This is a genomic window from Paenibacillus aurantius, assembly GCF_032268605.1.
GTDB classification, from domain to species: domain Bacteria; phylum Bacillota; class Bacilli; order Paenibacillales; family NBRC-103111; genus Paenibacillus_AO; species Paenibacillus_AO aurantius.
This window is the reverse complement of the sequence record NZ_CP130318.1, coordinates 5,382,708-5,400,819: the sequence shown is the minus strand read 5'-3', so window position 1 is coordinate 5,400,819 and position 18,112 is coordinate 5,382,708. Positions and strand designations below refer to the sequence as shown.

General features: G+C 59.0%; 17 protein-coding genes. 12 read left to right on the top strand and 5 right to left on the bottom strand.

From position 1 onward, the window contains the following. Nucleotides 1-37: 37 nt before the first annotated feature. A complete protein-coding gene (locus MJA45_RS24380) occupies nt 38-2,908 on the top strand; it encodes a WD40/YVTN/BNR-like repeat-containing protein (protein ID WP_315604495.1) in 2,871 nt (956 codons plus the stop codon). A gap of 246 nt (nt 2,909-3,154) precedes the next feature. Here the strand turns inward: MJA45_RS24380 and MJA45_RS24375 are convergent, their stop codons facing one another. After that, the gene (locus MJA45_RS24375; RefSeq protein WP_315604494.1) at nt 3,155-4,141 is read right to left on the bottom strand and encodes a GNAT family N-acetyltransferase; all 987 of its coding nucleotides are present in this window, start codon (nt 4,139-4,141) and stop codon (nt 3,155-3,157) included. A 212-nt stretch (nt 4,142-4,353) separates the two neighbouring features. On the opposite strand from MJA45_RS24375, the gene MJA45_RS24370 reads away from it, so the two are divergent. The 7 genes from MJA45_RS24370 (at nt 4,354) to MJA45_RS24340 (ending at nt 10,784) form a co-directional block, all read left to right on the top strand. Next, nucleotides 4,354-4,863 (top strand): GyrI-like domain-containing protein, encoded by a 510-nt coding sequence (locus MJA45_RS24370; RefSeq protein WP_315604493.1) that lies wholly within the window; start codon nt 4,354-4,356, stop codon nt 4,861-4,863. Nucleotides 4,864-5,010: 147 nt separating this feature from the next. After that, nucleotides 5,011-6,276 carry an FAD-binding protein gene (locus MJA45_RS24365; protein WP_315604492.1) on the top strand — a complete coding sequence of 422 codons (1,266 nt, stop codon included), beginning with the start codon at nt 5,011-5,013 and terminating at the stop codon, nt 6,274-6,276. Nucleotides 6,277-6,439: 163 nt separating this feature from the next. Continuing rightward, the gene (locus MJA45_RS24360) at nt 6,440-7,474 is read left to right on the top strand and encodes a DUF2332 domain-containing protein (RefSeq protein WP_407083172.1); all 1,035 of its coding nucleotides are present in this window, start codon (nt 6,440-6,442) and stop codon (nt 7,472-7,474) included. A gap of 65 nt (nt 7,475-7,539) precedes the next feature. After that, nucleotides 7,540-8,817 (top strand): GyrI-like domain-containing protein, encoded by a 1,278-nt coding sequence (locus MJA45_RS24355; protein ID WP_315604491.1) that lies wholly within the window; start codon nt 7,540-7,542, stop codon nt 8,815-8,817. Between the two features lie 352 nt (nt 8,818-9,169). Further along, nucleotides 9,170-9,940: an SDR family NAD(P)-dependent oxidoreductase gene (locus MJA45_RS24350; RefSeq protein WP_315604490.1), complete on the top strand. Its 771-nt coding sequence runs from the start codon at nt 9,170-9,172 to the stop codon at nt 9,938-9,940. Nucleotides 9,941-10,121: 181 nt separating this feature from the next. Beyond that, complete coding sequence (locus MJA45_RS24345) at nt 10,122-10,493, top strand: winged helix-turn-helix transcriptional regulator (RefSeq protein ID WP_315604489.1); 372 nt, start codon at nt 10,122-10,124, stop codon at nt 10,491-10,493. A gap of 108 nt (nt 10,494-10,601) precedes the next feature. Next, on the top strand, nt 10,602-10,784 hold the full coding sequence (locus tag MJA45_RS24340; RefSeq protein ID WP_315604488.1) for a hypothetical protein: 183 nt from the start codon (nt 10,602-10,604) through the stop codon (nt 10,782-10,784). On the opposite strand, the gene MJA45_RS24335 is transcribed toward MJA45_RS24340, so the two are convergent. Then, the gene (locus tag MJA45_RS24335) at nt 10,774-11,844 is read right to left on the bottom strand and encodes an SDR family oxidoreductase (protein ID WP_315604487.1); all 1,071 of its coding nucleotides are present in this window, start codon (nt 11,842-11,844) and stop codon (nt 10,774-10,776) included. The two genes, MJA45_RS24340 and MJA45_RS24335, sit on opposite strands and share 11 nt — an antisense overlap. A 202-nt stretch (nt 11,845-12,046) precedes the next feature. On the opposite strand from MJA45_RS24335, the gene MJA45_RS24330 reads away from it, so the two are divergent. Together MJA45_RS24330 and MJA45_RS24325 are read left to right on the top strand one after the other, a co-directional pair. Further along, nucleotides 12,047-13,123, top strand: a complete 1,077-nt coding sequence (locus MJA45_RS24330) for an undecaprenyldiphospho-muramoylpentapeptide beta-N-acetylglucosaminyltransferase (protein ID WP_315604486.1) — start codon at nt 12,047-12,049, stop codon at nt 13,121-13,123. Between the two features lie 60 nt (nt 13,124-13,183). Beyond that, nucleotides 13,184-14,530 (top strand): serpin family protein, encoded by a 1,347-nt coding sequence (locus MJA45_RS24325; protein ID WP_315604485.1) that lies wholly within the window; start codon nt 13,184-13,186, stop codon nt 14,528-14,530. Nucleotides 14,531-14,621: 91 nt separating this feature from the next. Here the strand turns inward: MJA45_RS24325 and MJA45_RS24320 are convergent, their stop codons facing one another. From MJA45_RS24320 to MJA45_RS24310, 3 genes are read right to left on the bottom strand one after another with little or no spacing between them, the layout of a single operon-like run. Then, nucleotides 14,622-15,158, bottom strand: a complete 537-nt coding sequence (locus MJA45_RS24320; protein WP_315604484.1) for a chromate efflux transporter ChrA — start codon at nt 15,156-15,158, stop codon at nt 14,622-14,624. Further along, nucleotides 15,155-15,745, bottom strand: coding sequence for a chromate efflux transporter ChrB (locus tag MJA45_RS24315; protein WP_315604483.1), 591 nt, complete (start codon nt 15,743-15,745; stop codon nt 15,155-15,157). The genes MJA45_RS24320 and MJA45_RS24315 overlap by 4 nt, the downstream gene beginning before the upstream one ends. 24 nt (nt 15,746-15,769) lie before the next feature. Next, complete coding sequence (locus MJA45_RS24310) at nt 15,770-16,252, bottom strand: chromate efflux transcriptional regulator ChrS (RefSeq protein WP_315604482.1); 483 nt, start codon at nt 16,250-16,252, stop codon at nt 15,770-15,772. Between the two features lie 189 nt (nt 16,253-16,441). Between MJA45_RS24310 and MJA45_RS24305 the strand changes: the two genes are divergently transcribed. Continuing rightward, nucleotides 16,442-17,314, top strand: coding sequence for a phosphotransferase (locus MJA45_RS24305; RefSeq protein WP_315604481.1), 873 nt, complete (start codon nt 16,442-16,444; stop codon nt 17,312-17,314). A 230-nt stretch (nt 17,315-17,544) separates the two neighbouring features. Further along, entirely contained in the window at nt 17,545-18,072 is a 528-nt protein-coding gene (locus MJA45_RS24300; protein ID WP_315604480.1) for a hypothetical protein, read from the top strand. Nucleotides 18,073-18,112: the final 40 nt, after the last annotated feature.

Here is an 18,112-nt window from a genome sequence, read left to right as displayed (position 1 = left end):
GTCCAGACTCCGAATCTATCAACCACAGGAGGTAATCATGTTAATCCAATTTACTGCGAAGCTTGGAAAAGCCGGAAAGATACTGCTCGTCTCCCTGACGGCATGCGCAGGTTTCAGCTTTTCGTCTCTGGCGGACGCCAATTCGTTCGGACCGAGCGGGCTGGACGGCTCCGGCTGGCAGAGTGTCGTTGTGGTCGACCCGACCAACGCCAATCTGCTGATCGACGGAGCGGACGTTTCCGGCATTCACAAGACAACCGACAAGGGTGTGAACTGGACGCCCTCCAACAACGGTTTTACCGAGAAGAACCAGATCCAGATCGCTTCGCTCGCCTGGTCCCAGACGGACGGCAGCAAGGTGTACGCCGCCACCGGCAGATTCGGCCAGAACGGCGGCCTCTACGTCTCGAGCGACAAGGGCGATTCGTGGACGCTGCTGTCCAATATCCCGCAGTTCGCAGGCGGCAACACCGACCCGGCGGACAGCTTGTACAGCCCGCATCCCCGCTCCACCGGCAATCTGATCGCGCTCGATGAAGCGAACGGCTACCTGTATGTGGCGACCTACAAGCAGGGGGTCATGCGTTACACCATTTCCACCAACACGTGGGCCACGATCGGCCTTGTGGGCAAATACCTCCGGACGATCGCAATCGACCCAAACGACAAGAACACTCTCTACACCTCGGCTTCTAAGGACGGGGTTTACAAAACGACGACGGCGCGGACTTCCGCGAATGTGACGAGCGGAAACGGCTCCTTCTCCAAGCTTACGAACGGACCGGCGGACATCGAGGAAATGAAATTCATCGGAAGCAATCTCTACGCGGCCGGTCAGGACGGTACCAATGGCAAAGTCTATAAAGTCACAAGCGGCGGAAGCACCTGGACCAGCTTGCTCACCACGCCATGGTCGGGTTCCGACCAGACGACTTACATGTCCGTTGATGGGGTTGCGGGTACGAACGACACGATTTATGTGGGCGCCTGGCAGGGGCAGAAGAATACCTCCGGGCAGAGAGAGAGCGTGCTGAAATCCATAGACAGCGGCGCCACGTGGACTTCCATTTCCACGACTCCCTCCGGACGCATCAATTACACGATGGGCGGACCGACGGGCGACACTTGGTACCTGTCCACCTTCTCCCCCCGCTCGATGATGAGCGGCAACACGTACGGCGCCGCCTACATCACCGTCAATCCGTCCAACAGCGACGAGATCTTCGTATCCGGACGATCCGGCGTATGGAAGGGCACCAAGGCGGCGGACGGCAAATACGACTGGTACCCGCTTGTGCACAATATGAACGTGACCTTCAACCGGTCGATCGCCGCGGACAAGAACAGCGTGGGTCATGTCTACTGGCCCGCGACCGACTGGGGATTCCTGTACTCCAAAGATCGGACGGCCCACGTGAACGGGAATGTGACAGGTCTCGGCACGAAGGATGGGAACGAAATTTTCCTCGATTATTCGACCTCCCCCGGGACGGTTTACCTGTCTCAAAGCGACGCGAACAAAATCTTTTCCAATCCGGACCCGGCCGCCGGGACGGCTTGGACGGACGAAGGCATCGATACGGCGGCCGGATCGCTTGCCGGCTACGTGGCGGGCGTCGCGGTCAAGAACTACAACAAGCGCACCGCCGGCGACAGTTTCATCCGCACCTCAGCAAGCAGCTGGGGGACAGCTGAGGCTGGCGGAGCCTGGACGAACGCGGGCGGAGCCGCAACCGACTTCAGCGTAAGCGGCGGCGTAGGCAAGATTCTGGTGAATTCGACCGCGAACCGTTACTCCCGCTTGAACAGCAGCACCGCTATTCAGGACACAGCCGGACTCGTTTCCTTGTCTTGGGACGGCGTGCCGACGGCAGGCGACGTCTTCGGCGCTCCGTTCGCGCGAATGAGCAACGGCATCAAGGACTATTACAGCTTCCGGCTACGGAACGACTCAACCGGTGCCGTGTTGATTCAGGCGCAAAAGACCGTCAACAACGTTACGGTATCGCTCGGAACCGAGCTCTCTGTTGCGGCTTCCTATACGGCGGGAGCCAAATATTGGATGCGATATGAAGTGAAGGGTACGAACCCTGTAGTCCTGAACGTACGGGTTTGGAAAGACGGCACCGAGGAGCCGACGACCTGGACCTATACGTATTCCGACTCGGCAACGGACCGCATCGCCATCGCGGGCAAGAACGGACTGCGAGCGGGGGCGAACGGAAGCTACGCGAATTCCATTGCGTATTCCTTCGACAACTACGGGGTTGACGAGATCGCGAGCGGCGGCAAAATCGTGCTCGGCGCCATCCAGAACGGAGGCCTGTGGAAGAAATCCGGCACCTCCTGGAGCAAGGTGATCAGCGAAACGGCGGCGCTCTACGACCAGCAGACCAATTCGGCTGTCTTCTCCTGGCCGAGCGGCTCGAACACCGTATACATGTTTGACAGGGAGACGGGGGTATGGCGGTCGAACGACAACGGCGGAACGTGGACGCACATCTGGACGATCAACAGCGAGACGGACATGACGGGTTACGTCGCCGCCGATCCCACCTCGCCGGGCACCCTATACGTCTCTTACCTCGACAATCTGTACCGGCTGGACAATGCGGATACGAATTCGGTCGACGGAGGGACGCTGACTCCCGTGCAGTTGACCGCCACTCCGCTTCTCGCGGGACCGATCACGACGGACGCGAACGGCGTGCTCTACGTAACGAGCCGGTCGGCCGGCACGACCCAGGCGCGGATTTACCGCTCGACAGACAAAGGCACAACGCTGACTGATATTTCGGATGCCTACTACCGGGCCAACGTCAGTTTCCCGTACAAAATCGATATCGGTCCCGACGGCTATATCTATATCAGCATGAACGGGACCGGTATTCAGGTCGGACAGCCCTAAGGCGGCTGCGGCCGCGAAGTAAATGGGGCGGATGAACACAAATGGCTGTCCCCAACGTCATCCTAGATGACAGGGGACACTTCGTTAACGGGGCAAGATAGCTCAAAAAACCGCCTTTTCATATAAGGCGGTTTTTTTATGGTCAACTATCAACATAAGGCCACGGGCATGAGGAGCCAAACGCCGTACTCGGTGAGCTGTGCAGGTCGCCATTATCGGAACGGTCATTTAGCGCTGAAGGACGGGTTACCCGTTTAGCTCGCGCACCATTTTGTACAGCCCCTTCTCCGCCCGGAAGCCCAGCAGATCCCGGTTGATGCGCAGCATGGGGGCGTTCATGGAGTCGTTGTGCGTGCGCAAATACGGAGCGCCGAACGAGCGAGCCGTCCGAATGGCGAGCAGCTTAAGGGCGAGCGCGATCCGGCGTCCCCGGTAGTCGGGGAGCACCCCAGTGAATTCGTGGTACATGGCTCCTGTCTGCTCTATATGCACCAGCGTGACGACGCCGATGTAGCGTTCGCCGTCCTTGGCGATGTGCATCCATTCGGGACGGCATCCGGTCTGGTCCAGGCTCCATTTTTTCCATTCCTCGAACCAAGGGTATCCCCCGGAATGACCGGGAATATCGAAGTTCGTCACCTTGTACAGCTCGTACAGCTTCCGTTCGTTCTCTTCTCCGGGCTCCTCCGCGAGCGTCACGAAGGAGATGCCGCTTTGCTTGACACGGTCTATCGTCTCCCGCAGCGCTCCTTCATCAAAAGAGGTCAGGTCGAGCACCGATTCAAACGTATGGCGTTCTCTCTTGTAGTCTCTTCTCTCCGCATAGGCCAGAGATTCGAGATCCGATTCCCGCAAATAGTCTATAAAGCGCGAAGCCCGGACCTCGGACGCCCACCGGTGGACGGTCTCATACAGCGCGGTACCCGCTCCTTTTCCCCGATGGTCCGGATGAACGACGATCGTGTGCTGCAGGGTTCCCGGTTCCGTCCAGGGAGCCCGCCAAGCGGTGGCATAGCCGATCACTTGTCCCGTCTCGTCTTCGGCCACCCACTTCGGGCGGTCCCAGCCCATCAGCCGGCCCTCCTCGTAATGCAGCTTCCCCGGAGGGATCTTCTCCTCATCCTCGCGCAGCCGGTCCGCCGTAGTCGGCTCCGCCCAGATCAAGTTTACCAAAGGCGCAACCGCCGCATAATCGTCCGGCTGCCGCATTTTTCGGATGGTATAGGCTTTCATTTTGGCACATCCCAGCCTCTCTTTGTGGTTCTGAGCCTATTATCGCATACCCGGCCGGGCGTCCTAGAGGAGAGTCTGGTTATAGAGAAAGATTTCCCGTTTGTAATACTTTACAAGCGAACATATATTCGGTATTCTAGGTATGGAATCTTTTGTAAAACGGATCCTTGAAACGAAACCGGCATGGATCCTTTTTAAGGAGGCAAAGGAGTATGCAGGAGACCATTACCGTCGGATTGACGGAAATTCAGCCGTTCCGGGCGCTGGCGGTGCGGACCCCGATGACACCGGACAAGAGCGGAACCCGAAAAGCGTGGAGCGAGCTGACGGCCCGGATTCCGCTGGACGATTCTCGTCTATCCGCTGGTCCGTCGGTTTATGTTTTTATCCCCCAGGAACAGTGGAGCGGGTCGGTCGACACCCTGTGGGTCGGCATCGCCGTGGACGAATTCGGTGATGTGCCGGAGGGGGTAGAAAGGCTGGAGATCGGCGGGGGCTGGTGTGTAACCGCGGAAGTGTATGGGGACGAGGAGCATATGTGGCGCGTATATGATGCTGTCTTCGCCTGGCTCCGGGATTCGAAGGAGTATGAGCTGGATACCCGGGCGGGGGTGCTCGGCCTGGAGACGGTTCCGCTTGAGCCGGTTAATGCGCTGACGGTTCCTTATGAGGCGGTTCGCACGTTTCGCTTTACGATTCTTTATCCGGTGCGCAAGCGGTAAGAGACGAAAGACCTCTCAGCCCTTTTGGCTGGACGAGACTGGAGTCTTTCCGGTATCATCCGTTTTAATAGTGCTTTGCGCTATCCTAAACTTTTGGCCGGGAAAAGCACTCTTTCCTACATACGGCCGCGATAAGGAGACCAGGATATGCCTGACAATCGTAATTGGGCCGGCAACTACCGGTACAGCGCCTCGGAAATTATGGTTCCCGATAAGGCGGAGCAGGTTCAGGAGATCGTCGCCCGCAGCAGGCGGATTAAAGCTCTTGGAACGCGGCACTCGTTCAACGGGATCGCCGATTCCGAGAGCCTTCTCTCCCTAGAAAAGCTTAACCGGGTAAAAAACCTGGACCGGGAACGTAATCTCGTCACGGTGGAGGGCGGGATCCGGTATGGGGACCTGTGCCGGTATCTTCACCAGAACGGGTATGCGCTTCCCAATCTGGCTTCCCTTCCGCATATCACGGTGGCGGGAGCTTGCGCAACGGCTACCCACGGTTCCGGAAACCGGAATGGGAATTTGGCGACGGCCGTCCGGGCCATGAAGATCGTTCGGGCCGATGGGGAAGAGGTCATGTACACCCGAGAGCAGCCGGACGGAGGCTTTGCCGGGGCGGTGGTAAACCTGGGGGGACTCGGGATCGTCACGGAACTGACCCTGGAGGTTAGTCCGACCTTTGACATGAGCCAGGTCCTTTACGAAGGGCTGTCTCTCGATAGGTTGGAAACCCATTTGGAGGAGATTTTCGGATACGCTTACAGCGTCAGCCTCTTTACGGACTGGAGGGACTCCAGCTTCCATCAGGTGTGGATCAAGCGGAAGCACGCCGATGCCGAAGAATTTGGGAAGCCGGGGCCGGAGTTTTACGGTGCGAGGTTAGCCACCGAGACCCTTCATCCCTTGCCGGGATGCCCGGCCGAGAATTGCAGCGAGCAGCTGGGGATTCCGGGACCGTGGCATGAGCGGATGCCTCACTTCCGCATGGAGTTTACTCCAAGCGTCGGAGATGAGCTGCAGAGCGAGTTCTTCGTTCCCCGGGCGCAGGCTTATGAGGCTCTATGCGCTGTGAACCGGCTGCGGGAGCAGATCGCGCCTCTTCTGCACGCTAGCGAGATCCGGACCATAGCCGCCGACGACCTGTGGATGAGCCCCTGCTACAAGCAGGACTCAGCGGGGATTCATTTTACCTGGAAGCCGGACAGCAAGGGAGTCGAGGGAGTGCTTCCGCTTATCGAGGAGGCTTTGGCTCCGTTCGGAGCCCGCCCGCATTGGGGCAAGCTGTTCACCATGTCCCCGGCCCGGCTGCAGCCTCTTTACGAGAAGCTTCCTGATTTTAGAAAGCTCCTACGGGAGAATGACCCAGAGGGCAAGTTCCGCAATGCCTATCTGAACGAGTACATAGGAGCCCTTTAGGTTTTGGGAAAACAGGGAGGGAAGACTTTCCTTATGATTAGTCGTTAACCGTTTTTCTCTAATGGATGCTGATAAATAATTTATATCGACTGATCAAATGTTTAAAGTTTCCTTTATTGAAACCACCGCTTACAATGAGGGTATCTCAGTTGGCGGAGGGATGATCGTGGATATGGCCAAAGCGGCGAAAACGTTTAGAGCTTTTACCGAGGAATGCAAAGGGTCTAGCCGATTATACGAACGGCTTTCTGCGGCGGTCGCCGGCGATCCGGAAATGCTGGCATTGGCTTCTCATGCCCGGCCGGGACAGCCGGTCCCGAACCTTCTTTTTGCTGCTGCTCATTACCTGCTCCTGCAGGGAAAGGACCGGTGCGGGCTGGCGGGGTTCTACCGCACGCTTACGGATCAGCCGGGGGAGCCCGGGGAGGCTTATCCGTTCTTTCGGAGGTTTTGCCTGGAGAATGCCGGCGAGATCCTTCCTCTCCTGCAAACGAAGCTGGTCCAGACCAATGAGGTAAGGCGGTGCGCTTATTTGTACCCGGCCTTCTGCTGGGCCTATGCCCGATTTGGGAAGCCCCTTGCTTTGCTGGAGCTCGGGACCAGCGCCGGCTTGCAGCTGCTTTGGGATGAGTACGGGTACGATTATGGCGGGGGAGCGGTATATGGGAAAGCAGGTTCTGCCATGCTTCTGAAGTCGGACATTCGGGGGAAGCGGCCAAATTGTCTCCTTATCAACCCTCCTCCCGTAAAAGCAAGAATCGGAGTCGATCTGCATGTTAATGATCTTCGCGACCCGGAGGACAGACTCTGGTTAAGCGCCTTAATCTGGCCGGAGCATACCGAGCGGCTGGAGCACCTGAAGCGGGGAGCCAGCCTTCTTAACGAGCACCCCGTTGACCTCCGCGAAGGCCATGCGATGCGGCTTCTGCCGGAGCTGGCGGCGGGAATGCCGGACGACGCCGTTCTATGCGTGTTCCATACCCATGTGGCGAATCAGTTTAGTGCAGGGGATAAGGCGGAGCTGAGGGAGCACCTTCGCATGATCGGGAAAAGAAGAAGTCTCGTCCATCTGTACAACAACATGGAGGATGGTCGGCTGCACCTGGATTATTATCTGGACGGGAAAGAGTACCGGAATATCATGGCGGAGACGGATGGCCACGGACGCTGGTTCCACTGGCTTCTGGAGGAGGAATAGTAACAAGATTCGTTTAAGCAGGTAAACAAGCAACGGCATTAAACAAGAGAAGGAGATGATTCGGCTTGACGCAGGCAGCAGGAATCGTTCGCACTCAAGTGATGTGGAAGGAGGGATTTCAAGCGGTAGGCCAAAAAGTCCGCTTCGATCCCTCCGAACCGGTTCCGCCTTCGCAGAATGAGATTTCCCGGCTGTGGCCGCGCTTCAGCGAACGGGTGGGGGAAATCCCTCATTATGCCGGCGGAACCTATGGATTGAACCTCTTCGGTCCGGACGACACGCCGGGAGGCCCCTTCGATTACATGGCGGCGGTTGGTGTATCCCGATTAGGGAAGGTCCCGGAAGGGATGGATTCCGTATCGTTACCTGGCGCGCTGTACGCCGTGATTACCCGGCAGGGGGTGATCGATGACATCCGGGTGGCCTATCGGTACTTCTATGACGAGTGGCTGCCGCAGTCCGGGTATGTGCGGGCGGATGGGGCGGATTTGGAGTACTACGATGACCGGTATAAGGGCAATTTTGACCCGGAATCGGTCATGGAGCTATGGATTCCGGTCCGGCGGGCATTGGAAGCTCCGCTGGAGAACCGCGTGGCAAGCGTCTTCGTTCATGTGACGGACCTTCGCCGCTCGGCCGAATGGTACAGCCGGCTGCTGGGGCTCCCTTTACTGGAGGAGCGTTTGAACGGCGGGCCGGTGTACTGGTTCGAGCTGCCGGGAACGCATCTCATCCTCGACTCCAACTCGGCCAACCGGCAAAATCCGGATTGGCGGGAGGAGATGAAGCCGCGTTTTATGCTCCCGGCTAGGGACATTGATGAGGCATACCGCTATGTAAGCGAGATGGCAGAGCCGTTCTCCCGGCCGGAGCGGCACGGCAGCATGGCGTATTTCAACTTCCGGGACCCGGAAGGTAATGCTCTCATGGCTTGCTGGAGTGCTAACCCGGCCGGCAACGAGTCGGCCGTCATCGGAAGCAGTCCGATTCAAGCCCGGATCGGCGGGGTGTTCGGGGATGTGAAAGACATGCCTTCCGCCGCCCGCTGGTATGCCGGCCTGTTCGGGTTACCGGCGGAAGAGAGGACGGACTATCCGTCCGTCCATTCCGTACCTGTCACCCGCGGAGCGGTGCTGCTGCTGGACCAGAACCGGTTTTTGCAGGGCCGGGAGGATCCCGAATTGTTCTACTTCGATACGGTTGACTTCGAAGCCGCACTGGCTTACGTTCGGGAGAACGGGTTTGAGCTGGCGGGCGAGCCGAACCATTTTGCGGATTTATCGGAAATGGCGCTGCTCGATCCGGACGGGAACCGCCTTTTGGTTTGCCAGATGAAGAAGTAACGGCCGATAGGCCAATGATGGCGGCCTTGGGTAAGAGAACACGAGGGTGGAGTAAATAGATCTTAACGAGATTCATTGGCGCCAAAACCTACGTCGGCGTTACTCAGACTAGAATCAGGGAGACCAGACCAGACCAGACTAGACAGGCAGCGGCTATTCTCCATCCCCATGTGCCGAATCAATTGGGGATGGGGGCGGTGCATAAGGAAGGCCGGACGTTGTCCGGCTTTTTCGCCGTAACGGAAAGATCCACCGGGAAGCAGCGGGAATGGCTCTCCGTTGTGTTCCATGGTCGCCTTTCCTGATCGGACCGTTTACGCTACAGTGGAGATACCATAAAGGAGGGACTACGATGTCAACCATTTACATCTTAACCGGAGCCTCCCGGGGGCTGGGCGAGGCTCTTGCCCTGCGTCTGTTGAGCCCGGGGAACGTGCTCCTCTGCCTGGCCCGCACGCGCAGCACGGTGCTGGACCGGGAAGCGGAGGCGGCCGGCGTCGCCTTGGAGTGGATCAAGGCGGACCTCGCCGAGCTGGCAGCCGGCGATGGGGTGGAAGCGCTGCTGAAGCCGGGCTTGGAGCGGGCCGGCTTCAGCAGCGCCTCCAGGCTGCGGCTCGTGAACAACGCCGGCGTGCTGGAGCCGATCGGGCCAGCCCAGGCGAACGATCCGGAAGCCGTCGCCCGCCACATCGCCGTGAACCTGACCGCGCCGCTGCTGCTCACGGGGGCCTTCCTTCGCCTGACCGAGCAGCTGGCGGCGGACAAGCGCATCCTGCAGATCTCCTCCGGCGCGGCACGCAAGCCCTATGCCGGCTGGAGCACCTACGGCGCGGCCAAGGCGGGGCTCGACCATCATGCCCGCTGCGTGAAGCTGGAGCAAGAAGGAATGCCGCATGGAGCGAGGATCGCCTCCGTCGCCCCCGGTGTCATCGACACCTCCATGCAGGCGCAGATCCGCGGGACCGAAGAGGAGCTGTTCCCAAGCCGCTCCCGTTTCGTTCAGCTTCACGAAACCGGAGGCTTGCTGAGCCCGGATACCGCAGCGGAGCAGCTGCTTGCTCTGCTGGAGGACCCCCGCTTTGGGGAGGAACCGGTAATGGATATCCGGGATTGGGAGCGTTAACGAGCTGAATCCAAAGGTAGGGAAAAGGCGGGGTTCTTTAACGGGCAATCCCTATGAAGCTTGACCCTCTTCTCGAGCAATAAGTCGGAAACGGCGGATGCCGGCCAGAGGAGGGATGCCTGAAACCCGTCTTGCGCTCCCGGCCTCCAGGAAGTATCGTGTAAAGCAGGAGGCGATTTTTATGCACGTCCCGAATCCAGACAAAAGGTACAACACTGCGGTAGAAGCCGCTTTAGAAGTAATCGGCGGCAAGTGGAAGCCGGTTCTGCTGTTCCATCTCACCTTCGGCAAGAAGCGCAACGGGGAACTGATGGGCCTTGTGCCGGCTGTTACGCAGAAGGTGCTGACCCAGCAGCTGAGGGAACTGGAGGAGGATGGAATCGTCAGGCGCATATCGTACAATCAGGTTCCGCCTAAGGTGGAATACGAGCTGACGGAATACGGCTGGAGTCTTAAAGAAATTCTTCATCTTCTTTGCCGCTGGGGGGACATGCACGTGGAGCGTGTATATGGTGACAAAGCCCGTATCCTTAACAGCACCGACAACCCTTGATGCCTTCATCGGCAAGCCACGCGTGACCCAATGCGGCACGGCGCACCTAGCAGGCATACGTTCCACAGTTCACAGGGGTTAAAGCCGCCCGTTTGCTGTGATCTCGTCGTGCGTAAGTGGCGCCACGCGGTTTCGGGCGGGGAGCTGCACGCGGCACAAAATAACGGCAGCCATACCGATGAAAACAGCCCGGCTCCCCATGGGGCCGGGCTGGTCGTGCAGCATTTGCGGCTCCCGAAAACGTTCCGATTCGCGGGCTATGGACGGACGGCGAACGGCTTTAAGGGATAATCTTGTTCCGGCGAAAATCCTCAAAGAGGCGAAGGAACATCTCCTCCGTGTTCACGTACTCATGGAATCCCAGCTGCCGGGCTTTGGAACCGTCCGACAGGAAGTCATAATCCCACGAGAACACGAAATCTCCGAAACCCCAAGACGCAACGTCGCGGTACGAGGTAGGCCGAAGACCGTACTTTTCCACCATGGTATTCCAGAGCTCTTCCTTGTCGGCCATGGCTTCCTCCAGAGAGTAAGGCAGCGGAGACGCGGTTTCCAGGTCGAAGGCTTGGGCCAGCTTCGGCCAGAGTTCCTCCCAACGGAACAGATCGCCGTTCGTGATGTTGAACGCCTGGTTCGCGCAGCGCTCCTCCGTTGCCGCCCAAACCGTCGCCTTGGCCAGCAGATCGGCATCCGTCATCTCCAAGAGCGAACGGAATGCCCCCTGCTTGCCAGGGAAGCGGAGCGGAAGCCCAAGCTCCTTCGAAATGGAGGCATAGACGGCGAGCACCATGGCCAGGTTCATCGGGTTGCCGAGGGCAAACCCGCACACGACGGAAGGACGGAGGGCCGACCAGGTCCAAGTCTTCCCCTTCTGGCTCTCCTCCAGGAAGCGCTGCTGGGCGGTGTTAAACTCCGGGGGCAGAATGGGCGGGTCGGATTCCCGGGCCGGGGTTTTGAAGGGGCCAAGATGGGCCCCATATACTTTGTACCCCTGCATCAAGCTGATGTGCCGGAGCCCCGGAGCCGCCGCTTCTACCGCTTGAACCACATTCATGAGCATCTTGAGATTCGGAGGAACAAGCTCGGCCCAGGTCGGCCGGTCCTGGTAGGCGGCGTAGAACACGTGGGTGACCTCCGTCAGGCCCGCCAGCTTCTCTCGGGTATCCGACTCGTCTAGAAGATCCGCTTCCACATAACGGATTCGGCTGCCGGCTGGCCCCCCGAGGCGGGAAACACCGATGACCGTCCAATCCGGAAGCCCCTCCAGGTAGCGCACCAGATTCCCGCCGATGACCCCGCTTGCCCCGATCACGAGCGCCGTTTTGTCCGTGCGATGATTTACCGAATTCATACATATCCACTCCCCTAACATAGAGTTTATGAAGCCTCTTTGTTATTCTGCCGCAATGGAATCCAGCCGGGAAGTACGCACTTTCAGGTCATATAGGCACCTGGAGGTAAGGCAGGCTTATTACAACGGGGAAAGCTTGTTCAGCCTGGTGAACATCGGCTTGAGAACCCAGATAAATGTTTTCTAAAGAAAAGGAGAACCCATGCCTAAAATCATTTTCACCGGAGGAGGCTCCGCGGGCCATGTGACGGTCAATCTTTCGTTGATCCCCTGCTTCCGCCAGGAAGGCTGGTCCGTGGAATACATAGGCTCGGAGAACGGAATCGAGAAGGAGCTCATCACCGCTCTGGGGGATGTTCCTTATTCCGGTATTTCGACCGGGAAGCTCAGGAGGTACTTCTCCTGGCAGAACCTGAAGGATCCTTTCCGCGCCGGCCGCGGGGTTCTGCAGGCCTACTCCCTTATCCGCAGGAGCAAGCCCGACGTGCTCTTCTCCAAAGGCGGCTTCGTCTCGGTTCCCGTCGTCATCGGAGCCTGGCTGAACCGGGTGCCGGTCGTGATCCACGAATCCGACGTGACCCCGGGGCTCGCCAACCGGCTGGCCATTCCGCTTGCCCAAACGGTCTGCACGACGTTTCCCGAGACGAATTCCCACCTGCCTGCCGGCAAAGCCCATTATGTGGGCCCCCTTGTCCGTCCGGATTTGAAGGAAGGTAAGGCCGAGCGGGGGAGGAGCTTTTGCGGATTCAACCGGGTAAAGCCCGTTCTGCTCATCATGGGAGGGAGCCTCGGCTCTCACAAAATCAATGAAACCGTCCGCTCCTGCCTCCCAGAGCTGCTTGCCCGTTTTCAAGTCGTTCATCTATGCGGCAAAGGACAAGGTAAGCCCGCCCCCTCTGCTCCTGCAGAAGGTTACCGGCCGTTCGACTACCTCAAGGAGGAGCTCGCCGATGTGCTGGCCATGACGGATGTGGTGGTGACCCGGGCGGGAGCGAACGTTCTTTTTGAAATGCGGGCGCTCAAGAAACCCATGCTTCTGATCCCTCTTTCCAAGGAGCAGAGCCGGGGGGATCAGCTGCTCAACGCGGCCTCGTTCCGGGCCTCGGGCTATGCGGAGGTGCTGCAGGAGGAGAACCTGACTCCCGAGGCTTTGGTCCGGGAAGTGACGAAGCTGTACGAGAACCGGACGAAGTTCAAGCTCCGTATGGCCGAGGGGGACAATGGAGATGCCCTGAGGACTCTTGTGGCCATTATCCATGAGACGGCGGGCGTGAGCTGAAACCTTAAGCGGACTTCTCCCGTCTAGAAGATATAGAGGCCGTAAAAGGGGGAACCGATCATGACCAGACCAAGCTCCGTCCCTAATCCGCAAAAGAAGTTCCGTTTCCTAGTGTACCTGTCGGGCCTGTCCCGCCTGCGCCAGCGAGGCACGCCGGCCGCCAAGCTGCCGGGTAAGGCAGGGCCGGCTCTGCTGACCGCATGCCTGGTGCTGCTGACTGCCTGCGGGATGAAGGGAGAGGGCATTTCCATGGAAAAAAGAGCCCAAGCCGCTGCCGCACTGGATCCGGCCGTCGTGAAGGCCCAGAATGCTTTTGGCTTGAAGCTTCACCGGCAGCTCGTTCAAGAGGATAAGGAGAAGAACGTCTTCCTCTCGCCGGTCAGCGTCTCCATGGCGCTCGCCATGACCTACAACGGAAGCGCCGGGGAAACCCGGGAGGCGATGAGCCGGACCCTGGGCTGGGAAGGGTGGAAGCCGGAACAGGTCAACGGAGGCAACCGGACGATGAAGGAGCTGCTGGAGAAGAGCGGCAAAGGGATCCAGCTGAACATCGCGAATTCCGTGTGGACGAAGAAGGGGCTGACCTTCTCCAAGAGCTTCCTGCAGACCAACCGCGAGTATTACGATGCCTACGTCAAAGAGCTGGACTTCAGCAAAGCCGACGCTGCCCCGACGATCAACCGCTGGGTCAAGGACAAGACGAACGGAAAGATCCCGGTCATCGTAGACGGGTTGAGTCCGCAGGATAGGATGGTGCTGATCAACGCCATCTATTTCAAAGGGACTTGGAAGGACGAGTTCTCCCCGTCCCGGACGAAGGAAGAGAGCTTTCGGCTTCCGGGCGGCTCCACGGTGAACGTGCCGATGATGGCCCGGTCGGGGAGCTACGAATACTTGGAAGAAACGGGGTTCCAGGCCATCCGTCTTCCGTACGGCGAAGGGCAGATGGATATGCTCGTGATCCTTCCGGGGGAAGGCTCCTCCTTGGAGGCCCTGCATGAGAAGCTGTGGTCGGATGCGTCTCCATGGCAAAAAACGTTCGAGACCAGCCGGGGGGAAATCCGGCTTCCCCGCTTCAAGCTGGAACTCGACCGCAAGCTGAACGACTCCTTGACCGCATTGGGCATGGGAGTGGCTTTTGATCCCCGCAAAGCTGAATTCACGGAGTTGGGGGAAGGCTCCAAGGGCCTCTACATCAGCCAAGTGAAGCACAAGACGTATCTCAAGGTGGACGAACAGGGAACGGAGGCTGCCGCGGTCACGTCGGTCATGAAGGCGGGGTCGGCGCCCCCACCAAACACGCCGTTCACGATGGTTGTGAACCGTCCGTTCTTCCTCGCCATTGAGGACCGGCAGACCGGAGCCTGGCTCTTCACCGGCTCCGTGTATCATCCGGAGGAGAAATAGGGCGGAGACCTGGTCGAGTCTTGCCCAAGGCGCAGGCCCGGTAACTTGGATGGGCGGCAAAATTCATGCGAATGGTCAATAGAGACCAGGCTTACAGGCGGATGAACAGCCCCCCATATAGAAAAGCCCCGGCAATGACGAAAGCCGGATGAACCTTCCGGCGCAGCATGAGCCAGTAGGCCGCCGCGGCCAGAAGGGCAAAGTGAACAATCCCGATCTGCGCCAGGGATTCCCGGGAGCTCTGCCAGGTCACCTGGATCATCATCACGGCTATGACCGGCTGCACGAAGAGGGTCATGCCCTTCACGACGGGGGACTGCCGATATTTCTGCAGCAGCTTAATCAGCAGAATAAGGGCGGCCGCCGAAGGGAGCACGGTGGCCGCCAGCGCGGCAACCGCCCCCGTCCAGCCGGAGACCTGGAAACCGGTATAAGCGGCGATCTTCGTGGCGATCGGGCCCGGCAGCGAGTTGGCGAGCGCGAGCATGTTCGAGAACTCGGTGGCCGTCAGCCATTGGTAGTGGGGCACAATCTCCTGGTACATCAGGGGAATGGAGGAGGGCCCGCCGCCATACCCGAACACGTTGGACAGGAAAAATCCGAGCAGCAGCCGGAGGATATCCATCATGAGTCACTTCCTCCTTCCGCCGGCCGCTTCCTGGCCCGCCATTTGTCCATCACCTTATGGTGAACCGAGCCGTACAGGAGAAAAAGCACAATCACGGCCGCCGGATGAACCTGGATGACGGCCAGCAGGAGCAGGGCGACGATTCCCCAGGCAAGCGCGGCGTAAAGGCCGAGCCCTTTGGCCGCCTTCTCCCCGAATTCATACGCCATCTGGCCCAGCATGACGGCGACGACGGGAACCGCGGCGGCAATCATCCCCGACACGACGGGGGAGGATTGGAAGAACGAGATAAACGAGTACAGAATGACCATGGCCGCGCAGGTCGGCAGAATATGGGCGATCACGCCGAGTGCCGCGCCCGCTGTGCCCCTCAGCCGGTAGCCCATATAAGCGGCCAGCTTGGTGGCGATGGGGCCGGGCAGGGCGTTGGCGATCGCCAGCACCTCGGCGAATTCTTCGTTCGTCATCCACTGGTAGCGGGTCACGGCTTCATGGCGGAAGAGCGGGACGGTCGAGGGTCCGCCGCCGAAGCCGAGGACGCCGGTGCGGACCATGGCCGCGGTTAAGGCTGGGTAAGAGTCATTCATGCTGGCATCCTTTCCGGGCATGGGTTAGAGCCTCATGCCCATACGGCTTTTGTACCGCTTGATCAGCACCTGGCAGTCCACGCTTGTGATGCCTTCGAGCCGGTAAAGCTTGTTCTGCAGGAAGCTTTCCATCTCCTTGTGGCTCACGAACAGGCCGTGCATGTGCAGCTTGCTGGGACCCGACATATGGTAAAGGCTTGTGACCTCTGGCTCCTCTGCCAGCAGCTCGGCCGCCTGCATGAGGAATTTGGGCTCGACCTCCACGTTGAAGAACGCCGAAACGGCAATGCCCATCTTTTCGGGGTTCACGATACAGGCGAACCGTTCGATGGTGCCGTTCTCCATCAGCGCCTGGATGCGCGTCTGCACGGCGACCCTAGAGAGGCCGACTTCCTTGGCCAGATCCGTATAGGAAGCCCGGCCGTTCTGGTTCAGCAGGCTGATGAGCCGGCGGTCGATCTCATCGATCGGCGGTTCCGGATGATCGGGGGAAAAAGGATGTTCCATGAGCGTATCCTCCTGTGCCAATTACCAATTGGTAAGGGAATGGGAACAATAACTTGCAATATGTCATACTATACGGGGTTTTGCTTGCTATTTCAATTAAAGGAAAGCTTCTTCCTTTCGGGGGTTAATGATTTAGCGGGTGAATGGTTTACTTGTAGGGGAGCATTTGCTACGGAAAGGAGCCACGCCATGAAAGCGCCATTCGAACCCGACTCCGTGCTTCAGGAGCTTCAAGCCAAGGGCATTTTGCCCTGGAACGCCGAGCTCGCCGGCAGGCGGAGCGGGACGACGGAAGGGCATGTGTACCTCGTGACATCCGGTAAAAAGCCGGGGTATGTCATCAAAACGGATGACCCGGTTTCCGCTGCGCTGGCCGAGCGGTTTCTGCGAAGCTATGCCGGCAGTTCACTTTTGCCTGCGTTTCTGTATGCCGCACCGGATAAAGCCTATTATGTCTATTCTTATACTCCCGGGACGACTTATTCGGGCAGGGGGTACAAGCGGACCTGGCTTACAATGCTCACCAAGGGCCTTCTCAACCACTACCGGAGGCTGGACGATACCGATCGCTGGGGGTATTGGGCGACGGAGCCGTGCGGGACCTGGCAGGAGTATTTGGAACGCGGGATCGACTATGCCCGGGAAACGATCCGGGACCACCTGACCTCGGAGGATTACCTCCTTATGAAGGTTTTTGCGGCCAAGCCGCCGAAAGGCGGGGGACCGGAGAAGTTTTTGCTGCATGGGGACTGCGGGGTTCATAATTTTGTTTTTCAGGATGAGGCGTTAGCGGGTGTGATCGATCCCTGCCCGGCGGCAGGCCCGGTGCTTTACGATTTCCTGTATGCCTTCTGCTCGTCTCCGGATGACTTGAGCCGGGAGACCCTTCTTGCGGCCGCTGCGGAATTAGAACAGGAGAAGCCGGAGGAGGCGGAGCTTGTCGAACAAATGATGATTCAGCTTTATTGCCGGATCGGCACTTGCCTGAGGCACCATCCCCAGGACCTGCCGCTTTATCTGGAGGCGTGGACCTATTGGAAGGCAGCCGTCGCGGGCGTATGAGAAAGCCGCGGCAGGCGGCCTTTTTCCTTTTCGCGGCCATCCCGAAGCGGCCCTCCCCCTCGGCCGGCAGTGCCAATCCCATTGGAAAAGCGGGCCGTATCTCCGGTTGACCCGGCTTCCTGTGCGCTTCCTTATTCGCGGCCACCCGGCCATCCTGCTGGTTAATCCGCCCATTCCAGGGCAAACTACCCGGACCATCAAGTTCGGGCAACCAAAGGAGGATGGCAGAAATGAAAAAGATAGCATGCTTGCTGGCACTTACCATGCTGTGCGCGGGCTTACCCGTGAAGACGGTGAAAGCGGATGGAGGAGCGGAGGTGTTTGATATCCGCGAGGGCGGGGTGGTGCAGATGTTGGTTGATTCGGCCGCGCTGCAGGAGGAGGCAGCCCTGTGGCTTTCCGCGATCAGCGGACCGGCCGGTGGGCTGGGCTTCGAGCCGAAGGAGGGCATCGGCGTCAAAATCGTGCTCGCTCCGCCCCGTCAGGTGAATACCCGCTGGATCCAAGGGACGGTGACGGAGGCGGTGCTTTTTGTCAGTCCGTCCCCCGCTTATCCCCCTACGGTCTTGCTCCTGACCAAGGAGAACCGGATGGCGGCCGTGCACGTGAAGCATAACCTGAAGCCGTTCCTCGTCAAGCACGGTCTGTATAAGCCGGAATACAACCTGACCGCGCCTCCCCCCGCAGCCGCCGCCGCTTGGTATAGAACCATTCTATATCACAGTGGAAAAGATACGATTTCCTTCCCTTCTCCTTAGGCTCTATTCTAAGAAGAAAGCCCAGAGAGGGAGAGATGAA

Bases quoted from the DNA above. Each gene is read 5' to 3' on its own strand.
- MJA45_RS24305 (WP_315604481.1), top strand. From the start codon at position 16,442: ATGAAAGCGCCATTCGAACCCGACTCCGTGCTTCAGGAGCTTCAAGCC.
- MJA45_RS24300 (WP_315604480.1), top strand. From the start codon at position 17,545: ATGAAAAAGATAGCATGCTTGCTGGCACTTACCATGCTGTGCGCGGGC.
- MJA45_RS24335 (WP_315604487.1), bottom strand. From the start codon at position 11,844: ATGAATTCGGTAAATCATCGCACGGACAAAACGGCGCTCGTGATCGGG.
- MJA45_RS24350 (WP_315604490.1), top strand. From the start codon at position 9,170: ATGTCAACCATTTACATCTTAACCGGAGCCTCCCGGGGGCTGGGCGAG.
- MJA45_RS24310 (WP_315604482.1), bottom strand. From the start codon at position 16,252: ATGGAACATCCTTTTTCCCCCGATCATCCGGAACCGCCGATCGATGAG.
- MJA45_RS24330 (WP_315604486.1), top strand. From the start codon at position 12,047: ATGCCTAAAATCATTTTCACCGGAGGAGGCTCCGCGGGCCATGTGACG.
- MJA45_RS24375 (WP_315604494.1), bottom strand. From the start codon at position 4,141: ATGAAAGCCTATACCATCCGAAAAATGCGGCAGCCGGACGATTATGCG.
- MJA45_RS24320 (WP_315604484.1), bottom strand. From the start codon at position 15,158: ATGATGGATATCCTCCGGCTGCTGCTCGGATTTTTCCTGTCCAACGTG.
- MJA45_RS24380 (WP_315604495.1), top strand. From the start codon at position 38: ATGTTAATCCAATTTACTGCGAAGCTTGGAAAAGCCGGAAAGATACTG.
- MJA45_RS24370 (WP_315604493.1), top strand. From the start codon at position 4,354: ATGCAGGAGACCATTACCGTCGGATTGACGGAAATTCAGCCGTTCCGG.
- MJA45_RS24325 (WP_315604485.1), top strand. From the start codon at position 13,184: ATGACCAGACCAAGCTCCGTCCCTAATCCGCAAAAGAAGTTCCGTTTC.
- MJA45_RS24345 (WP_315604489.1), top strand. From the start codon at position 10,122: ATGCACGTCCCGAATCCAGACAAAAGGTACAACACTGCGGTAGAAGCC.
- MJA45_RS24315 (WP_315604483.1), bottom strand. From the start codon at position 15,745: ATGAATGACTCTTACCCAGCCTTAACCGCGGCCATGGTCCGCACCGGC.
- MJA45_RS24365 (WP_315604492.1), top strand. From the start codon at position 5,011: ATGCCTGACAATCGTAATTGGGCCGGCAACTACCGGTACAGCGCCTCG.